Genomic DNA, 21,536 nt, shown 5'->3' on the forward strand with positions numbered 1-21,536 from the left:
TGAAAGTCACACGGATACACCAGATCAAGCTCAGAAGCCTACTCATCTGGGTAGGTATCCTCTATCATGGCCCCTTGATCCCCATTGTTGTTAAAAGAGATCTTCATGATTACCCAAACTGAAATCGTCGATATTTCGACCGCTACTGGCACCATGCGTTGCAACGTTTACCGTCCTCAGGCAGAGGGCCAATTCCCCTGTGTGATTTTTTATTCTGAAATTTTCCAAATCACCGCCCCCATCGAACGTTCCGCCCGAATCCTAGCTGGCCATGGTTTTTCAGTGGTGGTGCCAGAAGTATTTCATGAGCTAAACCCGATCGGCACTGTGCTGGCTTACGACGATGCCGGCAAAGACAAAGGCAATAACGATAAATTTACCAAGTCGCTAGAGAGCCATGACAGTGATACCGTGGCCATGATCGAGTTTTTCGAGCCGCAGTCCTACTGCAGTGGCAAGTTTGGTGTGATGGGCGTCTGTATCGGCGGTCATCTGGCGTTTCGTGCTGCGTTGAACCCACGCATTTTGTCGACTTTCTGCCTCTATGCAACGGATATCCACTCGAATACCCTGCCTTGTGCAGCCGGCAATGACAGCTTCTCTCGTACAGGTGATATTCAAGGTGAAATTACCATGGTGTGGGGCAAGCAAGATCCTCACGTCTCAACCGAAGGTCGTCAGAAGATTTATCAGAAACTGATCGATACCGAACGCAATTTCTCCTGGCATGAGTTGAACGCCCAGCACGCCTTTATGCGCGATGAAGGTGACCGTTACGATGCTGAGTTGGCTTTGTATTGCTACAAACTGGCCGTTGATCAGTTTCGCCGCACTTTATAAAGTGTAAAGACAACCTTTCAAAAAGTCCTATTTAAAGGGCTTTTTTTTCGCCTAACCCCACACAAACATGCGCCAGCACTGCATCTTTACAGTTACGCTTTACTTTTTTAACAATGATGCAAAAAGTTACCAAGTGACGAAATTTACAAATACTTGAATTGATAATAATTACGCCAGAATTAATATTAGCACCATCAACAAGGCGCAAAGAGAAATGCGCAGAGCATTAAACTCTATTAATTAAAAGCAACAAGAAACGCACGTTTTTAATTATGAGTTAGACGGCAATCTAATATTTTTAATGGAGTGAAAAGTATTAGCTTTTATTCAATACACTTAGAATGTTAATCGAGGGAAGCACTATGAAAATGATCAAGCCACAATACATCGCAGGCCTAGTAGCCGTTGCCGCGTTTACGACTGCTTGCAGCGAAAAGATGCCGGATGTGAACGAAGAGAACTGTACTCAAGCCAACATCCAACAAATTGAGGATGGCCAAGTTCGTGAAGAATTCTCAGATAAGTGCTTCGACTTCCGTATTGAGCAAGGTAAGGAAACGGCTTCTAACCTGTTAGAACAAAGCCAAAACAATGCTCAAGAGATGCTTGAAAATAGCCAAGAAGCGGCTGAGTCAGCCTATGACTCTTCTGTGGAAGCGCTGGAAGACGGTGCTGATGCCGCAGGCGATGCTTGGCAAGATGGCGTAGATGCTGTGCAGGATGGTGCAAACGAAGCCGCTGATGAAATCGACAGCGCAACGAACAACTAATTGACTGGTTTTAGGAAGCCTAGCACAGGGACGTGCATTACTAATTATAAAAAGCCGGCTTATTCTATTAAAAAGATTAAGCCGGCTTTTATTTACAATATACTGATAAATACCTTACCCATTATTTATCTTACTCTTCTACATCCATAAATTTACTTGCCCATACACGGCTTTCATCAAGGGTAGAATAACGCTCAGATAATTCGGAGGCATTTAATTTACCTTCGGCAATGCCACGTTGTTCGCGTAAACAATCATAGGTTGCTTTGATCGCTGCAAAATACGCCGCATGACCATTAACAACAATTCGCACACCATTTTTTGCTAGGCGCTCGCGATTATTTAATTCTGGGTTACCGTACGCCACTAGCATTAATGGCACACTAACGTTCGCACTGATGGTTTCAAGGTGTGCAAAGTCTTTCACCCCTACCATACAGATCCCATCTGCACCGGCGGCTTGGTACGCTTTGGCACGCTCGATGGTTTGCTCTGTTGTCAGTTGGCCGGCATTGGTACGGGCAATAATAGACATGGTCGGATCAATGCGCGCTTCCAGCGCCGCTTCAATTTTGCCCACGGCTTCATCCAATGGAATCAAATCTGTCGACTTATGACCGTATTTGGCTGGTAACAAGGTATCTTCGATGGTTAACGCAGCGACTCCCGCCCGTTCAAGCTCGGTAATAGTTCGCATCACATTCAAAGCATTACCATAGCCATGGTCGGCATCCGCAATGATAGGCAAGCGTGCCACTCGGCCAATACGCGTCGCCTGCTCGACAAACTCGCTTAGGGTAATCAGGGCAAAATCAGGAGCAGCCAAGACCTGCAGCGATGCCACAGAGCCACCTAAAATACCGACTTCAAAACCCAAATCTTCTGCAATACGCGCAGACATGGGGTCAAAGGTTGAAGCTGTGTAGTAACAGTTATCACTTTCAAGCAAAGCACGAAAATCTTTACGTAAATCGTGTTGAGATGGGGTGGCCATAGGTAGACTCCTAAAAACGGCCTAATTTTCGGCGTGATTAGTCGGAAATAGGCAAGCAGATAAAAACGGAAGGATTCTAACTAAATTAACAACATTTCGTCACCACTTTGGCTGAAATCAAACTTTCAAAAGCATGATTCCACCGTTATGTTGGAAATTTACCAAAATGATAATGCTAACTAATTGTTCAAAATTAGCAAAACAGTGATATTTGTCGCTACAAGTAGCACCAATAGCGACTAGTCGTTAATGATTTCAGGCAGATTGTAGCACTGCGCAAATTGCTCTATCGGAATCGGTTTAGAGAATAAGTAACCTTGCGCTAACTCCACATCATAACTTTGCAACAACGCAGATTGCTGCTCGTCTTCTACCCCTTCGGCAACAACTTTCATATTCAGATTACGCGCCATCGAGACAATGGTTTTCACCAACACTTGGCTCGATCTCGAGGTATTCATATCGGTGATAAAGGACCGGTCGATTTTCAGCACATCAATGGGATAGCGTGATAGATAATTCAGCGAGGAATAACCGGTGCCAAAGTCGTCCAGCGCCAAGGTAAAACCCATTTGTTTCAACTGTAGGATCTTATTGGCTAAGTGTTCACAATGCACCAGCAGGACGCCTTCGGTGATTTCCAATTCTAAATGCTCGGTACCGCAACGGTTTTGTTGCAAAGTATCGGAAATGGTCTGAACCAAGTCTTCATGATTAAACTGCAGTGCGGAAAGATTGACCGCAAAACGCTGCTCCGGCACGAGATGCGGCTGCCATACCTCTAAGTAACGACAAAGTATGCTCAGTACCTGCATATCAATTGCAGAAATCAGCCCTAACTCTTCCGCCACCGGAATAAAATGATCCGGTGTAATAAGACCCCGTGTCGGGTGTTGCCAGCGTACCAAGGCTTCTGCTCCCATCATTTTGCCATCGCTAAGACGAATTTTAGGCTGTAGATATACGCAAAACTCCTTATTGGTCATTGCAGCACGCAGCGAATTCCTAAACTCCATACGCTCCCTAGCTCGTGCCGTTAGGTCATGGGAATAAAAGCGTATACTGCCCCGTTGAGAGGATTTTGCAGCAAATAACGCTGAGTCAGCATAACGGACAAGGTCATCAAGATCTTGCGCGTCATCCGGGTACAAACAAGCCCCAATACTGACCGATACCTGTACTTCTCGCCCTCCGATAAGCAAAGGATTAGACAAGGCTTCGCTGATCCTGCCGGCTTCAAGACTAAAACTATGGCGGTCTGACACGGGAGATACGAAGACGCCAAATTCATCGGCACCAATCCGAGCTAAATAGGAAGCGTTCGAAACCAGGCTTTGCAGCCTTGTCGCTAAGGCGGTCAGCACCCGATCTCCGTATTCATACCCCAAGCTATCGTTAATGCTTTTAAAGTGATCGACCCCCAGCGCCAAAAAGCCAAACTTATGAGGATTGGTTGGTGACTGTATTAATTGTGAGGTGACCTTGTTGAGTAAGTTACTGCGATTGGGTAGCCCCGTTAGCGGATCGTATTTTGCCAAATAGTTGGCTTTATCTTGGTATTCTCTAAGCTCCGTTAAATCTCGGCCTATCACCAGCACCGAACAAAACTCTCCTTCTAAGTTAAACTCCGGTGTCAGTGAAATATTGCTGTGGACCAGCCCTCTTGCAGTCGGAATCGACAGTTCACATTCAGCACTTGCCTGAGTTCGAATCACATCAGCTAGAGCCTCCTCTAAAAGGGTGACCGAGCTGGGGACTTGGTCACCAAAATGCTGATACAAATAGGTGTTCAATTCAGTCGGTGTTTTACCCAGCATGTCTTCTACTGGGCAAGCAAACAGTGCACTCAAGGCAGGGTTGGTGTACTGCATTTTGCCATGCAAATCGTAGCGACAGATAAAGTCAGGGGAGTTTTCAACTAGCGTGCGAAACTGGCGCTCGCTATTTTTTGTTTGCTGAATCGCACGCTCTTCATCGGTAAAATCCCGTGCAATTAAAAGCACCCCAATAATACCTCCAAACTTGTCAAACTCTGGGATACAACGCACTTCGTGAATCACATCTTCAGCGCCGACAACATCTACCACAAGTCGCTCAATGACTGGCACACCGGTACTCGCTGCCTTTAGGATATTGCGTTGCACATGGGCCGCACTGTCACCAATACCAGCCAATTCAAGGGGGCGTTTACCAATAGCGGCTTCACGGGATACTCCCGTCGCTTGCTCAAAAGCGTGATTAACATACGTACGTCTGCCTTCAACGTCATAGCGAACAATCACGTCAGGGGCATTTTCGATTAAATTATAAAAATCCTGCTTCTGCTGAGCTTCAACAGTCTCCTGCTCATAGTGCTTGGTGACGTTATGCCACGTTGCTATAAATTGTTTTTTCTGGGAGGCTCCATTTAGAGCAACGGGGTGAAAATGAATCTCACAGACGTTATCCCCTGGCCGATCGCCAAGCATAAAACTGCAGCTAATACTTTCATCACTGCTCATTAGTGAGGATTCAAAGTCTAACCAACTTTGTTTGATCGAGTCATAAAGGAAAGCAACTACTGGCTGTCCCTCAACATCTTGATGAGGGGCCACATAGCGCATGGCCCGTGCATTCAACCATACCACCTTTAATATGCCTCTCTCATCAAACTCAAGTAAGCCGATGGAGTCGTGCAAGCTGTCTAAAATCGAGTGGTAAAAGTCCCCTAAAGACAACGCACTTTGAATCGCTTTTGGCTCAAAGTTGCTTAATGTTCGTGAGTTGGCGTTCAACATCACCACAGCAATCAAAGGAAAACCTTGGGCTTCAAACCACATAAAGCACAGCTCTTGGGGTGCACTTTTCAGTTTTTGCAGTGATTTAGGAATCAGCTCGTAACATTTCTGCTCTGCTTCAATACGCTGGATCAACGCATCTCGCCACGCTGCACTTTGACCTTCTGGCCACTTGTTTATAAACCAATCAGGAGCGGGATGTTCAGGCAAATCAAAATAACGTTGACTCGGTGGATTAGTGAAGACCACCTCAAGATCTTTGAGAGGGTTTAAAATGAATAATGGAGCACCTAAGGAAGACGATAAAAACGCTTCCGTCATCGTGGCAATGGTGGGAGGTAACGCTCGACTTTGACACGGCATGATCAATGATACTCCTAAGAGCCACAAAGCAGACCGGTAAATCAGGTATTCTGATTATAAAAAGTAAATCTCTCCTTGATTAAAACTTTAACGGCTCTGCTTGAAATATCGCAGGTTAAACTTCAGCCTAGATAGAGGGCTGCAAATGTATGTACTTACCATACATATTAGCTAATTGAAAAAATTCGTCACAGTAATTGGATGGTGAACTCACAAATAAATCGAAATCCGTGGCTCCCTTTAGGTTCTTTTGTAATGACGCAATCATGCCAAGTGCAGCAGAGTCTAAAAAAGCGACCTGATTACAAACCAACTCAACCGGTTTGCTCGACATTAACGCTTCCATGTATTCGTTGCGAAACCATTCATAATGCTCAAACGAGAACTTTTCTGGCAGTACAATACGGTATTTTTCAGACATAAAAAACATTCCTCTGAAACTTGCACTTATTTAAACGCGCATTCAATTTACAACATATCTACACATTTCTGCAACGAACCCGCAACGATGTTCATCGCGGTTGTGAATCTTTTTTTAATACGCTGTGTTTAAACAATTTGGATCATAAGAATTTTCTAATATTTAACATTTTATCAATTAATCGTTGTTGCGCTGATGCTTACTTAAATCGCTCAGCTTTATAGTTAAGTGGAAGGTTTGGCTACACAGGAGTGACATGGACCGCTAAAGAGCCGATAACGTGGAGGTCATAGAAAAAGAGAGCAAACACTGGCTCTATAAATCATTAGAAGTGACGAATAATAGCGGGGATTTTTGTGCGTTAAATGGCTAATTCATGTGTTCGATTTGCAGGACCCAACACAGATTTAGCATGCGTGTTACATATATTTGCAGCCTAGGCAGGGAGCTGTAAATGTATGTATTTTCCGTACATGTTGGCTAACTGGAACAACTCGTCGCAATAGCTAGAAGGTGCACTGACAACAAGGTCGTAGTTGGTCACATTTTTTAAATTCCTTTGCAGCGAAGCAATCATTCCCAACGCAGCAGAGTCTAAAAACGTTACTTGGCTACACACCAATTCTACGGGTTTGCTGGCGACTAAGGCTTCAGTGTATTGGCTGCGAAACCATTCATAGTCTTCAAATGAAAATTTCTCGGGTAAGGCAATACGGTGAACGTTCATACTCCCCCTATCTAGGTTTATATCAATTCTTGTGAATATAATTTAACCAATATCGCAGACTAGATGTAAGAATCAAGCAAATTTTACGAACTGGTAACATTTTGATGATATGAAACATGTGTGAACTTAGGCTTGGTGTTATCAATCATCTTCAGATGAAGGCTCCTCCACAGCAAAAGATAAAGAAGCCTGCAAAATTAAGCCCATTGCGCCTAATCTAAGCAATGATACGGTGAGATGTACCATGTCCTAACCTACGTTCTATGGATTGGCTGACATAGTATCTGAGAAATATTACAAAATTACGAATTAATAGAAAAATGCTTTAAAAATCAAAGACCTATAAAATAATTTTATCGATTGTTGACTTGGTAGAATTAAGCTTGGGGCACTTAACTGTTTTCGTTTAAAGAACAACCAGCCACCCCAACCACTCAATCCACAGCTATGAACAGACAACCAAGCAACATTGACCTAACGCCTAGCGTACAACGAGGACCGATACTTTAGAGTACTTGGCAACATAACCTGCATTCGATGCGAAAATATGATCAGCTAAACCTGGTACATGTGATGCCATCACCACAAGATCCACACCATTCTCTTTCTCTGCTTTGATCAGTGTTTCATCCAAATCAACAGCAGGATCAGGAATGCTGTAAGACACAGCCGTCACATTCGCTAAATCGTACTTAGCTGCCTGCTCCTTAGCAAACGCGTCCACCATTTCAGAAAATTCTTCTGGATTATGCGCTACGCTGCTCGGAGCTGAGCTGCTTACTCCAACATAACAAACAGGTAAGTCATAGGTTTTCGCCAAGTCCGCTGCGGTTTTTAATGCCTTTTCAAGACGATCAATGTGCCCTAAGTCCACTGGCACCATTATTTTAGTGTACATTTCAAACCCTCCTCGGCCAGAACCGACAGCTCTGTACCAATTGGTATATGAGTGTACTCTCAGTATGGTAGAGGATTGAAAGTTCCACAAATACATACCAGAGTTAACATTCTAACCAATATCTAATAAAACTCATCGCTGGCTTTGGTAGACACCATCATGCCATTGAAAAGCGAAATCAGCAGCGCGGATATCCGTTCGTGCATGATCACAGTATGCTGATTGCCACTTTCTTGCATATGTGTTCGCAAAGCATCACGCACTTCTTTAATCCCTGTTACATCAATCAAGATGTCGATCTGAGAACTGTCAACTAACAAATCATACATATCCATCGTCACCAGAATATCGTGCTCTTTCGCTAACAGAATACCTGGGGCTTGTGGGTTAGGATCTGCAACGCCAATAATGTCGACAAATTCTGCTTTGAACAATCTGTCCAACAACTCCAGTCCTGCGTTTCCTCCACCGATGACAGCTATTTTGAATTGATTTGAATTCATTTCTATTCCTTGCCTCTTTCAAACATCGACTTCAAGCAAAATGATTTTGCCTTCTAACAACTACAGCACCCACTTCGTGATGCTGATTAGATAACATACGCTTATATATTAAGAGAGAACACCGGATACAGAGCATTTGCGCGCCAATCTCAAGCGCCATTGCGATAAGTCAGAAGAATCGTAAAACCTATAGGAAGTAGGCTTGCATTTATGATTCCCCTAGTTCCGAACCTAAGTCTGCGAAATTTGATAGTGGCGCTCAACATTGACTGTCACAGCGCCCCAATTCGAATTCCCAACCCTTTGTTGATGTGCATCGAATGCAGACTGATCAACAAATTCCTCATAAACATCAAATCGTAAGGGGTTAACTGCAGACTGCGTCACAGAAAACGCCAGACATCCCTGCTCAGCCAGCGTTAACTGAATATGCGTTCTTAACTCAGACTGAACTGTCTCTAACTCTGCTGCGGGCACAAGAATGTAGCCTTGAAGAATAATTTTGGACATCCAGTTCCCTTTTAATGTCGCTTACCTTGTCCGTGAATCGAATAAAGTCCACTGATAATAATGACCGATGCGCCAATGATGGTCCAAGGATCTGGAAATTCGCCAAAAGCAAATAAGCCAATAAGGGTGGCAAACACCAGCAAACTGTAGTTAAACGGTTGCAATAAAGAAGCCGGCGCATATTCCAACGCTTTGACTAATAGAAGCTGCGCCGCGACACTTAGTACGGAAATGATCGTTAACCAGCCCCATTCCTCTAGGGTCGGCTCCCGCCAAGCCGAGACACCAAAGACAGTGGTGACGACACAGCCTACCAGTGCCATATACAACACATTGGTATTAAAGCCATCACCTAAGCCACTTACCTTACGCGTCACCACATGGTAACCGGCAAAACACAGTGCCGCGAACAATGGAATGACCGAAGTAGGATCAAACACACTTAAGCCTGGTCGCAGAATCACTAAGGTACCGATAAAGCCAGCCATCACCGCCAGCCAGCATTTCAGGCTCACCTTTTCCCCTAACACGGGTGCTGCCAAGGCAATAACGACCAATGGAAAAACGGCCATCAGGGCATGAGCTTCTGCCAATCCTAGATAGCGTAACGCTAAATTGAACAAGGCAATCTCAGCAAGGGATAACAGTGACCTAAGTATTTGCAACTTATAAGAGGCGGTCGGCAGGGCTCGTCTTAGTGCACCTGTTCGAGATACCCATACCACCGCAAACACCGCGAACACCCAATAACGCACCATCACCACCTGCGCAACGGACATTTCTTGGACAATGATTTTGGTGAAGGCATCTTGGGTCGCAAAGGCCAACATAGCGGCAATACCCAACATCACCCCAGTCAAAACGGAGCTTCGTTCAGCCTTAATAGACACGTGGGTGCGATCGTTCATGGGGAATAGGCATCCGCTTCAATGATTTAAAAGAAGAAAATCAAACGTTTGCAAGTCTATCGAAATCCATCAACAAGTCATATAAGGGAAAAAGGAACTTTAAGAACAGATCAAAATCATAGATAATGCCTCGCGGCTGCGCTTAGCAGGTTGCTATCAACCTTAGAAGCTTAATAAGTGCAAGCAATAATATAATAATGGAGAAAATGACAGCATGGCTGCAGCGCTACACCCACTCGTCACCCCATCAGACTACATCCTGTTGGAAGATGGTTCTTATTCTTTACCAGAGACGGATAAATACTTATCACTGGAAGGAGCGATCTGTGACGATCCACATCAAGGGGCTCTAGAGTACAATCGCGCCCTTATTCGTCATTTAAAACATCATGCGAAAAATGATTACGGTGAACCAAGATACCAACGTATCTTTCGCCAATACGCCAACAATCGTCGAATCAAAAAAGTACTCGCCGTTGCCTCGGCGATTCGTGACAAACACTTGTATGGCAAGCCTGAAGATTGTGTCGAAGCAGAGAAGCAAAAGACCTTTACCCAGGTGGAGTCCGTTTTATTTCTTCATGTACCTGTCGAGTATTTACAAATACAAGCCTAATCCGCAGGTTCTCTAGCAAGTTGAGAACCAATACAGCACTTGAATGGACGAAAGCTTGCACAGCTTTCGTCCACCTTTCCGATCGATCACTTCAACCTAAGTGGCTTCAAATTATTAAAGATGGCCGCGACAGACTTCTGCAAGTGATCCTGATAAAGCCCCTCTACCTGCTCGATAACTGCCGCGTCGGTATGATTTTGCGCCATAAGCTTCAAGGCAATATGCAGGTCATTGGTATCCCCTAAGTGATCTTGAATGGTTTTTAGCGTCTTGAGACGCTCATCATCGACCTGCGTTGCGACCTGGTTCAACTCTAAAAAATAGCGAAATTTCTTTAACTGAATTCGGGTTGAATGGAAGTGCTCGGCCTCTTTTTTCAATTGTTTCACAGACGCTTTCAGAGCCTGTTTATAGGCCTTTTCATCCGCTTGTAACTGCGCCTGCAGAGTCTTCTTCTTAACCTCATCAAAGTGCGCATTCTGTCGTGCAAATGCGATAGACTCGGACACAAATAACCCTGCAACGGACGCTAAAAGTTGCCCATCCAAACGCTGCTTTTCTTGTTGTAGGCGCTCAATATAGAGCGCTAGTGAAGACGAATCTTGGATAGTCTGGTCAGCAAGGGATTGTGCCAGTTTAACTTGCACTTCTAGGTCCCGTGGTGCGGATAATGTTTTGAATAGCGTGCGGAAGACGCGCTTATGCTTGCGCCAGCGCTTCTTGTGTTGACTGTCTTGTTCGAGGGCAATTAACAATTCTAAAACGGGGGTAATGCGCCTCACCGAGACACGCAGCTCGTGGATGGTTTCGTCATCGCTCTGTTGTTTTAACAGATCAGTGAGTTTTTCTTCAATAGTCGATAAAAGCTGCGCGCAGTGTTGTTTTAATTGTTTTTTGCCCATGATTAACCTACTTGTTGGCCGCTGGTTTCTGAGTATAGGACAGTGACATGGATTTTGTGTTTGTAACGGGGTACTGATCAAATTAAAGACTGTCTATAAGTGGCTACACCAATATCAAGACTAATCAGTAAACAGCTTCCTACTTTGAATTTCTCTGATCTTGCAGATAATTAACTCAGCCACCAGATTATTAATCATCTTAGTTCGCGGGTCGATTAAGAAATGCATGCAGTCATTGATCTGCGTATTGATCCTTTCACGCTGCTCATCCGTGCAGGCAACCTCCAACGTAAAGGTGTATTTAGATGCGGTTTCCATATTTCTTATATCGGTCCATAGCTCATTCGCGTACAGATACACCTCATGCTTCTCCTCCTCTGACAGAGTCAGTGGCAGAGCATCAAGTGATTTCATCAACGCTTGCTCGAGTTCAGCATTATCAGACAGGGTGCTCAAGTACTGCCTGATATCAACAATATCCCCCATTGAGGCCTCCTGCTGTTTATTACTAGGACCAAGGCTGTTTCACTTTTTTCTGTACTAACCAGTACGACACCCCCAAGGCCAGTACCACAGCGGCAATCCCAAAAACGTATTCAGGGGTGATGGTATCAAAATCTAAAATAATGACTTTACGAGCAATCGCCATCAATGCCGTGGCAATCACAAGCTGTATCGGCAGTATATTTGTGCCTAAATACAGACGAATATTGATGAATATTTCCACTGCAATAAGCACTACCATAAAAGCAGCAAATATTTGAAAAATGTCACCAACCTCTAACAGCCAAACCGGAGGCTCCATCAGTCTTTGATAAACAACAAAAACCACATCAGCAACCCCAAAGAGAATAATCGCTACCATTAAAATGGCGAGTGCTTTAATAGCTAGGCGAATAACTTTATGTAAGAAGCTAATTAGAGAGTCTTCATGCTCAGCCGGAAGCTCTTCATGAACAATTTCATTTTGGCTTTCATCGTTCTTCATCTACTATCCCCCAACACATCTTTGCACGATATACAAATAACGTTGCTAACTTTAAGTAGAGTCTAAAAATGGCAATTAGGCCAATCGAATTGGCCATTTTTAAGCCTATGAAAGAAGTGGCAAAGACCTACTGCCTATTATGCCTATTCATCCAGTGTGTTTAGATGACCTAATTTACCCGCCGCATATTCCGCTTCAATGCGCTCGATTTCCGCCTCAGATGCCATCACAAACGGGCCTTTTTGAACAAAAGCTTCCGCCACAGGCTGTGCTGAAAACAATGCAAAGTGCGCCTGCTCACCTCCACTATTGACGATTTGAAGCGCTTGTACCTGGCCATTTCCTAGCGCTGACATGGCGATCGATTGCCCCTTATGTAAGGTGATCGTTTGCTCTGAAATGGATAATTGCAGGTCGCCTGCTACGGCATAGACCCAAGCATTCTCACCTGCCTTTAGGAGATGTGAAAACTGACCGTCCAGCGCCAGCTTACCATCGAGAATGGTCATGGGTAAGGCAGGAGATGACTGCCCTGTTAGCCCTTGACTGCTGCCCAATAGAATTCGTACACGACTACCCTGTCCCTCATAAACAGGAACACTTTGCGCCGTCACATGTAACGACTCTGGCGCGCTTGTTTTACTGCTAAGCGGTAGATTAACAAAGACTTGAAGACCATGAATGCTTGACCCTGGACGAGGAGACTCATCGTGAATGATGCCCGAACCAGCCTTTAGCCAGTACAGATCGCCCGGCAGCAAATCAAAATCGTTGCCCAATGTATCGCGATTTCGAAAGCGCCCTTGTGTGTCTTCAAACAGTACCGATACGGCAGACAAGCCTGCGTGGGGATGAGGACCAAAAGTCGCTGCAGTCATTTTATAATGATCGACCATGACCAAAGGGTCCATCGCCTCAGCAAAGGCGCTCTCTCTAAAGGATAAAGCCGAGAAACCACGACCAATTTCAAATAGATTTCCATCTACGACCGGTGATACAACAAGTTGCTCGGCTGGGGTGTACTCAGTACTTTGTGTTGCTGTCATGGGTGTGTTCATCGTTCTCTCTCCCAAACCTATTTTGTGAAATGACGCTATAGATACTAGCAGTAGGACAATAGGCACTGTTAGATACAAAATCTGAAACTTTCGTTCTATAATTGCAACAATGAAGCCATTAACACTAAGGTTGTGACGCCTATGATCGATCTAAACGACTACTTCTACTTTGTCCACGTTGTCGAAAAGCAAGGTTTCAGCGCCGCCGCCAAAGCCTTAAATATGCCTAAATCTCGGCTCAGCCGACATGTGGCAAACCTTGAAGAGCGGCTGGACAGCCAGCTCATTCAGCGCACCTCTCGACAATTTCATGTAACCGAATCAGGGCAGATATTTTATCGACATGCGCGCGCCTTGCTGCAAGAAGCGGAAGCCGCCGAAGCAGCGATTCAAAGCCGCAAAAATACCTTGGAAGGTCGTGTCACCATCAGCTGCTCAGTGGGCGTAGCGCAGTTCGCGATCAAACAACTGATCACACAATTCTTAATCGAGCACCCCCAAGTAGAGCTGGTTCAGCAAGTCACCAACCAAACAGTGGATTTGGTATCATCAGGTATCGATTTGGCCATCCGCGGCCATGCCGATGTCCTGCCCGACTCGAGCAGTATTCAACGACACCTTGCCACGGTTGCGTGGCACTTATTCGCTAGCCCGAGCTATTTATCGCAAACGGGCATTCCGCAATCGCCCCATGACTTATACAAACAGCAAAGTTTAAAGGTGGGTTGGCAGCCAAGCACAGGGCATTGGACTCTGCGTCATCAACAAGGCCATGTCACCACGGTGCCATTTACCCCGCAGCTTTGCAGCGACGACATGAGTACTTTAAAACATGCCGCGATCAATGGTTTGGGCATCGTGAGCCTACCGGCCTATATCTGTCGTGAAGAACTCTTAAATGGAAGCTTAGTCAGAGTACTGCCTGATTGGGTATCCGATAAGGCAGAATTAAGCCTACTGATGCCTTCGCGAAAAAGCCCATCACCTGCTGTACGCACTTTGAGTGACTACTTAATCAAACACCTTCATAACGAAATTGGCGGCGCCCTTTAAAAGCTTTGTTCAAAGGGCACCACTGAGGCAGTAAACCTAGGACCATGGCTTAAACCTGATCCGCAAAGGAAAGCTGTATGCAGGTTACTAGTGCTGCTCAGAGGAGCCATGATGCACCATATAATTAAGTGGGTTAACTCACCATGGTGGACAAACTCTAGTAAATGATTTAAACGTATGTTCCGTTATTGACCCTTTTTAGTTGCTCGCTTTGTTTGAACGTGCGTTGCGCTTTTGCTTCTTGCGCTCATTCTTCTCAGTGACGATTTTAATCGCTTCATCTTTGCTTAAGTGTGGGTGTTTCGCGATCAACTCTTCAACGCGTGTATCAAATTTTGTCATGTATAACTCTCATAAATAGAAATGTATATGCCCTATTCGGCGCAGCTGCATCTTAACAAGACATACGCACCAATACTGCATAAATAAACGACTCAAACTGATTTTTTTTGCAGCAACACCCGCAAAAGAAATGAACGGTGTCACCTGCCTTCAAAACCCCGTAAAATCTTGCCCTTTAGTACCTGTGTACGACCAAAAGAAATAACACCGATATAAGAGATGGACGAATGACCGAACAAACTCCAGTGATTGCAACGCATAACGGCAACTTTCACGCAGACGACGTATTTGCTGTGGCAGCACTCAAGACCATTTACCCATCTGCTGAAGTAGTACGCACACGCGACTTAGCCCTGTTAGATAAAGCCGATATCGTATTAGATGTGGGCGGCGTATACGATGCCGACAACGGCCGTTTTGACCATCACCAACGCGGCGGCGCCGGCGCCCGTGACAATGGCATTCCGTTTTCATCGTTTGGCTTGATGTGGCAAAAGTACGGCCTAGAGCTTTGTAATGGCAATCAAGAAATCGCCGATGCCGTGGATAAGAACCTCGTCTCCGTGATCGATGCCATCGACTGTGGCCACGTAGACGGCCCGTTGACTGGCGTCAGCCTGAGTCAAACCATCTCCATGTTTAACCCAACCTGGGAAGAGCACGGCGATTTCGATGCCTGTTTTATAGAAGCCGTTGCCTTTGCTTCACGAGTACTGGCACGCTTTATCGCCGCGGCAAAAGGCGGTGTTAACGCTAAATCCATCGTTGCCAAAGCCATCGAAAACGCCGCAGATCCGCGAGTGATCGTGCTCGAGCAATTCACGCCTTGGAAAACCACGGTACTGAATCTGTCACAAGAAGCCTTGTATATGATCTACCCATCGCAAACCGGCGAATGGCGTATCCAAACCGTGCCGGTTGAACTTGGTTCCTTTGAAGATCGCAAGAAACTGCCTGCTGCCTGGGCAGGGTTATCAGGTAAACAGCTGCAACAAGTGACTGGCTTAGAGGATGCTATGTTCTGTCATAACGGCTTGTTTATTGCGGGTTGTGAATCGTTTGAGAACACCATGAAAATGGCACAGATGGCGTTGGAAAATTAGAGAGCCTTTTGGGGTCAGATGAAAATTAAAGTCTTTTTCATCTGACCCCATTGCTGAATATAAAAATCAGTCTTTATGTTGGTGTTCGCCCCTAAGATAAGCGAGCCAGTAGACGCCAGCCACCAGCAAGGTTCCGCCAACGATATTACCAGCACTCACCAACAGCATGTTGATGAAGAAGTCTCTGATCGACACTTCGCTGTGCCCATCTAGAGCAAACCCAAACGGCAAAAAGAACCAGTTGGCTATCGAGTGTTCCAGACCAATGGCCACAAACGCCGAAACAGGAAACACAATGGCCAAGATTTTTCCGCTGACGCTCTGTGCTCCAATCGCCAACCACACCGCAAGGCAAACAAACACGTTACAGAGGATAGCGCGAGAAAAAGCTTCGACTGAGGTAAGATTCATCTTGGCGTGAGCGATAGCAATGGCGGTTTCTCCTACCGCACCGCCACCTAAGCTGGCAATATCACTGCCCAATACCAGCAGAACCGTACCTAGACATCCCACCACATTACCCAGATATACCAAGATCCAGTTGCGCATCACAGCGCGAATGCCTATCCGGCCACTGGCCCAAGCCATCGCAATCAGGTTGTTGCCAGTGAAGAGCTCAGCGCCCGCGACCACGACAAGCACCAGCCCAAGGCTAAAACTCAGCCCACCCAGCAAACGCGTCACGCCAAAGCCAAGGTCACTATCGGTGATCACCACGGTATAAAACAGCGCCCCCATGGATATGAAGGCACCAGCCAATACCGCGAGAACAAATAGTGTGAGGGTGTCGGTCTTGGCTTTTTTCTCACCGAGCAGCTCAACTTTATGAGCAATTTCCAGCGGCGGAAATGCCCCACTGTGATTGGGTGATTCATTCATCAGATAGGATCCTAGTAATGCAACTTCTCTGAGTATTGCACAAAATCAGGGCAGATCATTGTTGGTGATTGAAATAAGCTGGTGAAGCCTTTTATTGAGCCGACTGAATCGCGGGGATAATATCTTGGCTCAACATACGATGCAGTGAGTCACGATACCCAGTTCGGCCAGAAGGCAAATATTCCTGCGAGGTAATGGCGACGGTGAGCTCTAACTCCGGCAATACATAAATCATCTGACCGCCATAGCCCCAACCGTAATAGCCCTGCACACCCGCAAAAGGCTGAATAAACCAGCCGTAGCCATAAAGGCCGCGATGGTAACGAGACTGAGTTCTTGGTGTCCAACTTTGTTCTATCCATTGTTCGGAAAGAATCCGCTTGCCATCTTTGGTGACACCGCCGCGACGGTACAACTCACCAAACGCCAATAACGACGCAGGCGTCATGCCCACTTGATTGCCACCCATTGGAATCCCTTGAGGGTCAGTTTCCCAACTTTGGACTCGCACGCCAGAACCTTGTAACCAGTCATTGGCGAGCTGATAGGTATGACGTCCACTCTCACGCATCATGATGGCCGATAGCACATGAGTATTTCCGGTGGAATATTGCATCTCGCCACCCACCTCTTCTACAAAAGGTCGAGACAACACACCTTTCACCCAATTATCACTGGCGACCCAAGCTCCATAATTACGCCCGGATGTGCGTTCCAACCCAGCTTGCATAGAGAGCAAATGACTAAGGGTAATCTCTTTTAAACGAGGATCAGGGGTTTGCGGCAGTTGGTCAGGTAATAACGTCGTAACCGATTGATCCACTCCATCCAACACACCACGCTCAATGGCCATGCCAACGATCGCCGACATCAAGGATTTTGAAGCAGACTTAATGTTTGTCACCGCATCCATGTCTGCATTGTTATACGCCTTAGACCAAACAAGCTCGCCTTGATACGCCACTTGAACGGTTTTGATATTTGAAAAACCTTGAGCGGTTTTGTCCATGGCACTCAAATCAATGGTGCTTGCCTGTGCGACATTAGCGATACTCGCAGAAAAGGAGCAGAGAACAAGTGTGCGAAAAATAGGAAGTTTTGATAGAAGTGAAAGCATAAAAGATAAATCATCCGTTGAATGGAGTGAGCACCACTCTAATGAATGACAAGTCGTTAGAGAAAAAGTGCCGTAAGGGCTATGGGTTGAGGGGGTTGGAGGGGAAGTTTATTGGGGGTTGATTGAGCATAAAAAAGCCAGTTATGGGCAGAACTGGCTAGTGAGTTGCTAAGCACTCTTTAAGGTAGGTGGCTTGTTAAGAGCTCTGCATCGTGCAGGTTCTCTATCCATACGAGAAACATATTATTCATAAGCCTTCCTTGCTCAAGAATGAATATCGATAAGGTCAGTTTCGCAGGCTGGAAGGACTTCGATTACACCCATTCTTTCGTAGTTTATTTTGCCGTTTAACGCCCAATTAAGCCAACTGTTGGAGTTCCGATTTAAATTGCTTGTTATAGTGCTTCAATGAACGCATACGGTTGTACATGAGAGAAATAGATTTTATCTATTTCGAATTCCAGTATAAATGGGTCGACACATCCTTGATGCTTGTATAGATAAACAATTTTACACACCAAGCGAGCTGTTAATTTAATAATATCGTCATTATTAATAGTATTGGCACTTGGCTCATAAATATAACGACTTTGAGTAAATAATTTTCTATTTTCATGCAAGATCTTAAATTCAAAAGTCTCAAATAGATAAGTTTGTAAATCTTTTGGTAATGCCTCATACAGAACGGTTAAATCATGTACATCTGATTTTTTAGGTAGCGTTCCATCCGCGACCAGTAACTTTTTATCAAATTGATAGGTCTCGTTTAGTTGCCCATGGTTACCTGCAACTGAAACGAGAAAACTCTTAAGAATTATTTCAATTGATAGAGCACACATTACTGTCTGTAACCCCATCCTTTGATGGTTAGACATAACAGACATGCTGTAATAATCAAAAGCACATTCTATCATGTAAGGCCTAAACTCAATTTTGCTTACATTGGAGATGTTTGGTTGAAAATTCATGGACTCTCCAGATTAACTATTTGCGCTATAACGCCTCAAACACCGGCGCAGCTTTGCTGCGTCCGAGTGCTTTGATTTGTTATGTGAATTAACGATTGACTTGAATATCTTTAATAATAAAGTCCAAACTATCTATTACTTTTGAAATTATCTTTTCATCATTAATACTTATTTTTCCAGCCTGTGATGCCCGCTCTACAGCTGAGTGGAAGTTTTTACATGAATGTTCGAAAGCAACTTTTTGTTTATTGGAAAAATTAACAAACTTATTAATATAAACATCTTTATAATTGATTACTTGCCTGAATTTATAAACATCATCATTCAGTGAGTTCAACAAATCATCTGCTGCTTGAAAGTATTTTACTGATTCAACAGGGTCATTAGAATCAAGGCATTGAAGAATATAAAGCCTCGCTTGCTGAGTATCTATATTTTCAGTGTGGTAATCATTTTTGTTCTTAGCAAAAGAATATGCTTGATTAAAATAATCCTGAGCTTTTTTAAAATCTTTATAAGGTAGTCGCGACATCCCAAACTGCACCCAAAAATGTGGGCTAGTCTTTAACCATGGTGCGGAAATTTTTAGATTTTCATAGTATTTCGATAAATTATTTTTCCTATTTTGCTCTGGAAGCAGCCTTTCAATGAAAGAGAACTTTAGAAGTTCTTTAAACACTCTATTTTCTTCATAGGATCGACCACCTTCAGAATTTAGGTGATTGGCAATTAAAAGCAACTGATCAACAATATAATTGGCTGAAAAATAGTTTTTAATGAGAGATAAAGCAAACAAACTTGATTTTGAGCATGCTACATTATTTTCAATTTTAAATAGTTCTCTAAAAGAAGGATTGCTAGTTAGTTTACCGTCATAAATTTCATTGTTCAGCGATATCTCTGAGATCAAACTCGATTTTGCCTTAAGACCTACAGTTTCAATCAATGCAATTCCGAATGCGGTATCTCTATATTTCAAGTTACTAAACAAAGCATGGGTTAGCTGTTTAACCTTATCTACAATATATGGTGAATTAAATAAATCTAACAAGATTAATGATAGTTGAGAGTGGTGCTTACGGATTAAATGATTGATCTTTCTTTCATTACTCCAGTTTGCTATGTCGCCCCAAATTCCTATGTTGTCGATTATGCTAATAAAAAATTCAACTTCATCTTTTGTAAGTGTATCGATAGAAATTTCTAAAAACTTGCTTTCAAAAGACGAAAACTCGTGTCGATGCCTTTCATGCTCTGATGTTCTGGAGGTGAGAATTAAATTAATGTTCGCTGGTTTCGTATTATCGAAATGCTTAATTAGCTCAATATACTTATCATAATCATCAACGGCCACTACTATCCTTTTGCTTATCTTGCTTAGAACATCCAAATCACTTAAGTAGTCACCCCCATCATCTTCTAAAATAAACGTATCAATACCATTCCTGGTTAAATTAGCAACGACACTTTTTAGAATAATCGACTTACCGTTACCTAATTCTGAAACTAAAACAACATTATTTCCTTCATTTAAAAGATCACAAACTTCCTGCACATAGTCTCTATTAATAAAATAAGGTATGCTTTGCGTAATCGAAATGGCCTTATCTATATGTGACTGCTTGATATCACCATGGAGAATAAATCTTTCGACCTCTGCGTCCCTAATATTAATATCATCAAAGGTGTTTTCATACTTAACTAATGACTCGGTATAGTTTTCGTGTTGCTGATCTAAAATTGCACTTTTATTTTCTTTTATTAAGTTACCGAAACCATCAACCCCTATTGCAAGTACATGTCCAAACTTCCCTAGAAAATAAGTTTCTTCGTGAGTAGCATCTTTACGTGTTATGAAGTAAGTTCGTTCTTTAATCGATGGATTGTCAAATAAGAATTTTTGAACATCCAAGTCGTACAATGAATAACCAACAAAAACTAAAGCCGTACAACTTTCCAGATCTCTTTTAAAATGATAAAACCAATTTGAACTTATAAAGGAATCAGCTGAAATATAAGAAGAGTTACTCAGCTTTATATTACTTTCCAAATGCTCGACAGTTGAATTTTCTATTTTCCCATTTATATGCAAACAAATATTTCCAATATGGATATAGTCATTAGGATTATCTTCTGTGCATAATGACTCTATATTTCTTCCATTTTTTCGATTTGAAAGCTCAATTGAATTATCATAATTTGTCGTATAGCTTCTTTTCCATGGAATAGAACATATCGAAATATGATCGTCGCTAACTTCGTTCAACACAAAGTTGTTTTTTAATAAATTTAATAAATTCGGTTTAGATTTGTATGAAAGATAGTAATCCGATACATACATTAAGTTATCACTAGACTCCATTTCGCCAAGTTTTGCTATTTCCCTTGCTAATCCTTTAGCTAAAGGAGGCTCTTTTCCATTCAAATTTTCTGTATTTAGAGAAAATCCTGCACCTGTGAATAAAATAGCTTTACCAGTGCTAATTCGTGATAGGAAAATTTCTAAAGAAACATCTACCCTTTTCAAACCTTGTGTTCCTAACTCTAAATCCATTATTTATCCTTTGTTAAGTTGAGAATGTTACATGGTAAGCCAAATTTACATAACATTTTTAATAGTGCGCATGCTCGTTTACGCTGTGCCAGAGAGCCCAAATAATCCCTCTAACAACCTGTTTTCATGACACTTTTCAAATTTATCCAATAACAGCTCAAAACACGAAATCGAGCATGCGCGATATATCATTTGTCCACAGCACATTATTCTGGCTGTCGTATTGTTTAATTATTGATCTTAAT

The 21,536-nt window shown here is 43.6% G+C and carries 22 protein-coding genes; 5 read left to right on the top strand and 17 right to left on the bottom strand.

Annotated features, from left to right (window positions below; translation table 11 throughout):
* The first annotated feature begins 105 nt into the window (after positions 1-105).
* Positions 106-840, top strand: a complete 735-nt coding sequence (locus MAQ5080_RS03720; RefSeq protein WP_067207451.1) for a dienelactone hydrolase family protein — start codon at positions 106-108, stop codon at positions 838-840.
* A gap of 362 nt (positions 841-1,202) precedes the next feature.
* Complete coding sequence (trbK, locus tag MAQ5080_RS03725; protein ID WP_067207447.1) at positions 1,203-1,610, top strand: entry exclusion lipoprotein TrbK; 408 nt, start codon at positions 1,203-1,205, stop codon at positions 1,608-1,610.
* A 130-nt stretch (positions 1,611-1,740) separates the two neighbouring features.
* On the opposite strand, the gene MAQ5080_RS03730 is transcribed toward trbK, so the two are convergent.
* From MAQ5080_RS03730 to MAQ5080_RS03765, 8 genes are all read right to left on the bottom strand, one after another.
* Positions 1,741-2,604: an isocitrate lyase/PEP mutase family protein gene (locus tag MAQ5080_RS03730; protein ID WP_067207443.1), complete on the bottom strand. Its 864-nt coding sequence runs from the start codon at positions 2,602-2,604 to the stop codon at positions 1,741-1,743.
* A gap of 239 nt (positions 2,605-2,843) precedes the next feature.
* Positions 2,844-5,744: a bifunctional diguanylate cyclase/phosphodiesterase gene (locus MAQ5080_RS03735; protein WP_067207439.1), complete on the bottom strand. Its 2,901-nt coding sequence runs from the start codon at positions 5,742-5,744 to the stop codon at positions 2,844-2,846.
* A gap of 127 nt (positions 5,745-5,871) precedes the next feature.
* Positions 5,872-6,165 (bottom strand): STAS domain-containing protein, encoded by a 294-nt coding sequence (locus MAQ5080_RS03740; protein ID WP_067207435.1) that lies wholly within the window; start codon positions 6,163-6,165, stop codon positions 5,872-5,874.
* A 436-nt stretch (positions 6,166-6,601) separates the two neighbouring features.
* Positions 6,602-6,892, bottom strand: coding sequence for an STAS domain-containing protein (locus MAQ5080_RS03745; protein ID WP_067207432.1), 291 nt, complete (start codon positions 6,890-6,892; stop codon positions 6,602-6,604).
* Between the two features lie 481 nt (positions 6,893-7,373).
* Positions 7,374-7,790, bottom strand: a complete 417-nt coding sequence (locus MAQ5080_RS03750) for a universal stress protein (protein ID WP_067207429.1) — start codon at positions 7,788-7,790, stop codon at positions 7,374-7,376.
* Between the two features lie 122 nt (positions 7,791-7,912).
* Positions 7,913-8,293, bottom strand: a complete 381-nt coding sequence (locus MAQ5080_RS03755; RefSeq protein WP_067207425.1) for a Gfo/Idh/MocA family oxidoreductase — start codon at positions 8,291-8,293, stop codon at positions 7,913-7,915.
* A 231-nt stretch (positions 8,294-8,524) separates the two neighbouring features.
* Positions 8,525-8,803, bottom strand: coding sequence for a putative quinol monooxygenase (locus tag MAQ5080_RS03760; protein ID WP_067207421.1), 279 nt, complete (start codon positions 8,801-8,803; stop codon positions 8,525-8,527).
* 11 nt (positions 8,804-8,814) lie between these two features.
* On the bottom strand, positions 8,815-9,711 hold the full coding sequence (locus MAQ5080_RS03765; RefSeq protein ID WP_067207417.1) for a DMT family transporter: 897 nt from the start codon (positions 9,709-9,711) through the stop codon (positions 8,815-8,817).
* Positions 9,712-9,925: 214 nt separating this feature from the next.
* Here MAQ5080_RS03765 and MAQ5080_RS03770 point away from each other — a divergent pair, with 214 nt between their 5' ends.
* A complete protein-coding gene (locus MAQ5080_RS03770; protein ID WP_067207413.1) occupies positions 9,926-10,327 on the top strand; it encodes a hypothetical protein in 402 nt (133 codons plus the stop codon).
* 86 nt (positions 10,328-10,413) lie between these two features.
* Here the strand turns inward: MAQ5080_RS03770 and MAQ5080_RS03775 are convergent, their stop codons facing one another.
* The 4 genes from MAQ5080_RS03775 to MAQ5080_RS03790 form a co-directional block, all read right to left on the bottom strand.
* Entirely contained in the window at positions 10,414-11,229 is an 816-nt protein-coding gene (locus MAQ5080_RS03775) for a CHAD domain-containing protein (RefSeq protein WP_067207410.1), read from the bottom strand.
* Between the two features lie 120 nt (positions 11,230-11,349).
* Positions 11,350-11,715 (bottom strand): hypothetical protein, encoded by a 366-nt coding sequence (locus MAQ5080_RS03780; RefSeq protein WP_067207408.1) that lies wholly within the window; start codon positions 11,713-11,715, stop codon positions 11,350-11,352.
* 22 nt (positions 11,716-11,737) lie between these two features.
* Positions 11,738-12,217 carry a phosphate-starvation-inducible PsiE family protein gene (locus MAQ5080_RS03785; protein WP_067207405.1) on the bottom strand — a complete coding sequence of 160 codons (480 nt, stop codon included), beginning with the start codon at positions 12,215-12,217 and terminating at the stop codon, positions 11,738-11,740.
* 143 nt (positions 12,218-12,360) lie between these two features.
* Positions 12,361-13,275, bottom strand: coding sequence for a pirin family protein (locus MAQ5080_RS03790; RefSeq protein WP_197464573.1), 915 nt, complete (start codon positions 13,273-13,275; stop codon positions 12,361-12,363).
* Positions 13,276-13,416: 141 nt separating this feature from the next.
* Here MAQ5080_RS03790 and MAQ5080_RS03795 point away from each other — a divergent pair, with 141 nt between their 5' ends.
* The gene (locus tag MAQ5080_RS03795; protein WP_067207402.1) at positions 13,417-14,328 is read left to right on the top strand and encodes a LysR substrate-binding domain-containing protein; all 912 of its coding nucleotides are present in this window, start codon (positions 13,417-13,419) and stop codon (positions 14,326-14,328) included.
* A gap of 198 nt (positions 14,329-14,526) precedes the next feature.
* Here the strand turns inward: MAQ5080_RS03795 and MAQ5080_RS17480 are convergent, their stop codons facing one another.
* Positions 14,527-14,670: a hypothetical protein gene (locus tag MAQ5080_RS17480; RefSeq protein WP_197464572.1), complete on the bottom strand. Its 144-nt coding sequence runs from the start codon at positions 14,668-14,670 to the stop codon at positions 14,527-14,529.
* Between the two features lie 227 nt (positions 14,671-14,897).
* Between MAQ5080_RS17480 and MAQ5080_RS03800 the strand changes: the two genes are divergently transcribed.
* Entirely contained in the window at positions 14,898-15,773 is an 876-nt protein-coding gene (locus MAQ5080_RS03800) for an MYG1 family protein (protein WP_067207399.1), read from the top strand.
* 66 nt (positions 15,774-15,839) lie between these two features.
* Here the strand turns inward: MAQ5080_RS03800 and MAQ5080_RS03805 are convergent, their stop codons facing one another.
* The 4 genes from MAQ5080_RS03805 to MAQ5080_RS03820 all read right to left on the bottom strand — a co-directional run bounded on the left by MAQ5080_RS03805 (position 15,840) and on the right by MAQ5080_RS03820 (position 21,291).
* Complete coding sequence (locus MAQ5080_RS03805) at positions 15,840-16,652, bottom strand: formate/nitrite transporter family protein (RefSeq protein ID WP_067207395.1); 813 nt, start codon at positions 16,650-16,652, stop codon at positions 15,840-15,842.
* 91 nt (positions 16,653-16,743) lie between these two features.
* Positions 16,744-17,661 (bottom strand): serine hydrolase domain-containing protein, encoded by a 918-nt coding sequence (locus tag MAQ5080_RS03810; protein WP_231870799.1) that lies wholly within the window; start codon positions 17,659-17,661, stop codon positions 16,744-16,746.
* A gap of 503 nt (positions 17,662-18,164) precedes the next feature.
* A complete protein-coding gene (locus tag MAQ5080_RS03815; RefSeq protein WP_067207389.1) occupies positions 18,165-18,737 on the bottom strand; it encodes a hypothetical protein in 573 nt (190 codons plus the stop codon).
* A gap of 88 nt (positions 18,738-18,825) precedes the next feature.
* Positions 18,826-21,291 (bottom strand): P-loop NTPase, encoded by a 2,466-nt coding sequence (locus MAQ5080_RS03820; RefSeq protein ID WP_067207385.1) that lies wholly within the window; start codon positions 21,289-21,291, stop codon positions 18,826-18,828.
* Positions 21,292-21,536 lie beyond the last annotated feature (245 nt).

It is taken from the genome of Marinomonas aquimarina (assembly GCF_900089755.1).
Classification (GTDB): domain Bacteria; phylum Pseudomonadota; class Gammaproteobacteria; order Pseudomonadales; family Marinomonadaceae; genus Marinomonas; species Marinomonas aquimarina.

Bases quoted from the DNA above. Each gene is read 5' to 3' on its own strand.
- MAQ5080_RS03720 (WP_067207451.1), top strand. From the start codon at position 106: ATGATTACCCAAACTGAAATCGTCGATATTTCGACCGCTACTGGCACC.
- trbK (WP_067207447.1), top strand. From the start codon at position 1,203: ATGAAAATGATCAAGCCACAATACATCGCAGGCCTAGTAGCCGTTGCC.
- MAQ5080_RS03730 (WP_067207443.1), bottom strand. From the start codon at position 2,604: ATGGCCACCCCATCTCAACACGATTTACGTAAAGATTTTCGTGCTTTG.
- MAQ5080_RS03735 (WP_067207439.1), bottom strand. From the start codon at position 5,744: ATGCCGTGTCAAAGTCGAGCGTTACCTCCCACCATTGCCACGATGACG.
- MAQ5080_RS03740 (WP_067207435.1), bottom strand. From the start codon at position 6,165: ATGTCTGAAAAATACCGTATTGTACTGCCAGAAAAGTTCTCGTTTGAG.
- MAQ5080_RS03745 (WP_067207432.1), bottom strand. From the start codon at position 6,892: ATGAACGTTCACCGTATTGCCTTACCCGAGAAATTTTCATTTGAAGAC.
- MAQ5080_RS03750 (WP_067207429.1), bottom strand. From the start codon at position 7,790: ATGTACACTAAAATAATGGTGCCAGTGGACTTAGGGCACATTGATCGT.
- MAQ5080_RS03755 (WP_067207425.1), bottom strand. From the start codon at position 8,293: ATGAATTCAAATCAATTCAAAATAGCTGTCATCGGTGGAGGAAACGCA.
- MAQ5080_RS03760 (WP_067207421.1), bottom strand. From the start codon at position 8,803: ATGTCCAAAATTATTCTTCAAGGCTACATTCTTGTGCCCGCAGCAGAG.
- MAQ5080_RS03765 (WP_067207417.1), bottom strand. From the start codon at position 9,711: ATGAACGATCGCACCCACGTGTCTATTAAGGCTGAACGAAGCTCCGTT.
- MAQ5080_RS03770 (WP_067207413.1), top strand. From the start codon at position 9,926: ATGGCTGCAGCGCTACACCCACTCGTCACCCCATCAGACTACATCCTG.
- MAQ5080_RS03775 (WP_067207410.1), bottom strand. From the start codon at position 11,229: ATGGGCAAAAAACAATTAAAACAACACTGCGCGCAGCTTTTATCGACT.
- MAQ5080_RS03780 (WP_067207408.1), bottom strand. From the start codon at position 11,715: ATGGGGGATATTGTTGATATCAGGCAGTACTTGAGCACCCTGTCTGAT.
- MAQ5080_RS03785 (WP_067207405.1), bottom strand. From the start codon at position 12,217: ATGAAGAACGATGAAAGCCAAAATGAAATTGTTCATGAAGAGCTTCCG.
- MAQ5080_RS03790 (WP_197464573.1), bottom strand. From the start codon at position 13,275: ATGAACACACCCATGACAGCAACACAAAGTACTGAGTACACCCCAGCC.
- MAQ5080_RS03795 (WP_067207402.1), top strand. From the start codon at position 13,417: ATGATCGATCTAAACGACTACTTCTACTTTGTCCACGTTGTCGAAAAG.
- MAQ5080_RS17480 (WP_197464572.1), bottom strand. From the start codon at position 14,670: ATGACAAAATTTGATACACGCGTTGAAGAGTTGATCGCGAAACACCCA.
- MAQ5080_RS03800 (WP_067207399.1), top strand. From the start codon at position 14,898: ATGACCGAACAAACTCCAGTGATTGCAACGCATAACGGCAACTTTCAC.
- MAQ5080_RS03805 (WP_067207395.1), bottom strand. From the start codon at position 16,652: ATGAATGAATCACCCAATCACAGTGGGGCATTTCCGCCGCTGGAAATT.
- MAQ5080_RS03810 (WP_231870799.1), bottom strand. From the start codon at position 17,661: ATGGACAAAACCGCTCAAGGTTTTTCAAATATCAAAACCGTTCAAGTG.
- MAQ5080_RS03815 (WP_067207389.1), bottom strand. From the start codon at position 18,737: ATGAATTTTCAACCAAACATCTCCAATGTAAGCAAAATTGAGTTTAGG.
- MAQ5080_RS03820 (WP_067207385.1), bottom strand. From the start codon at position 21,291: ATGGATTTAGAGTTAGGAACACAAGGTTTGAAAAGGGTAGATGTTTCT.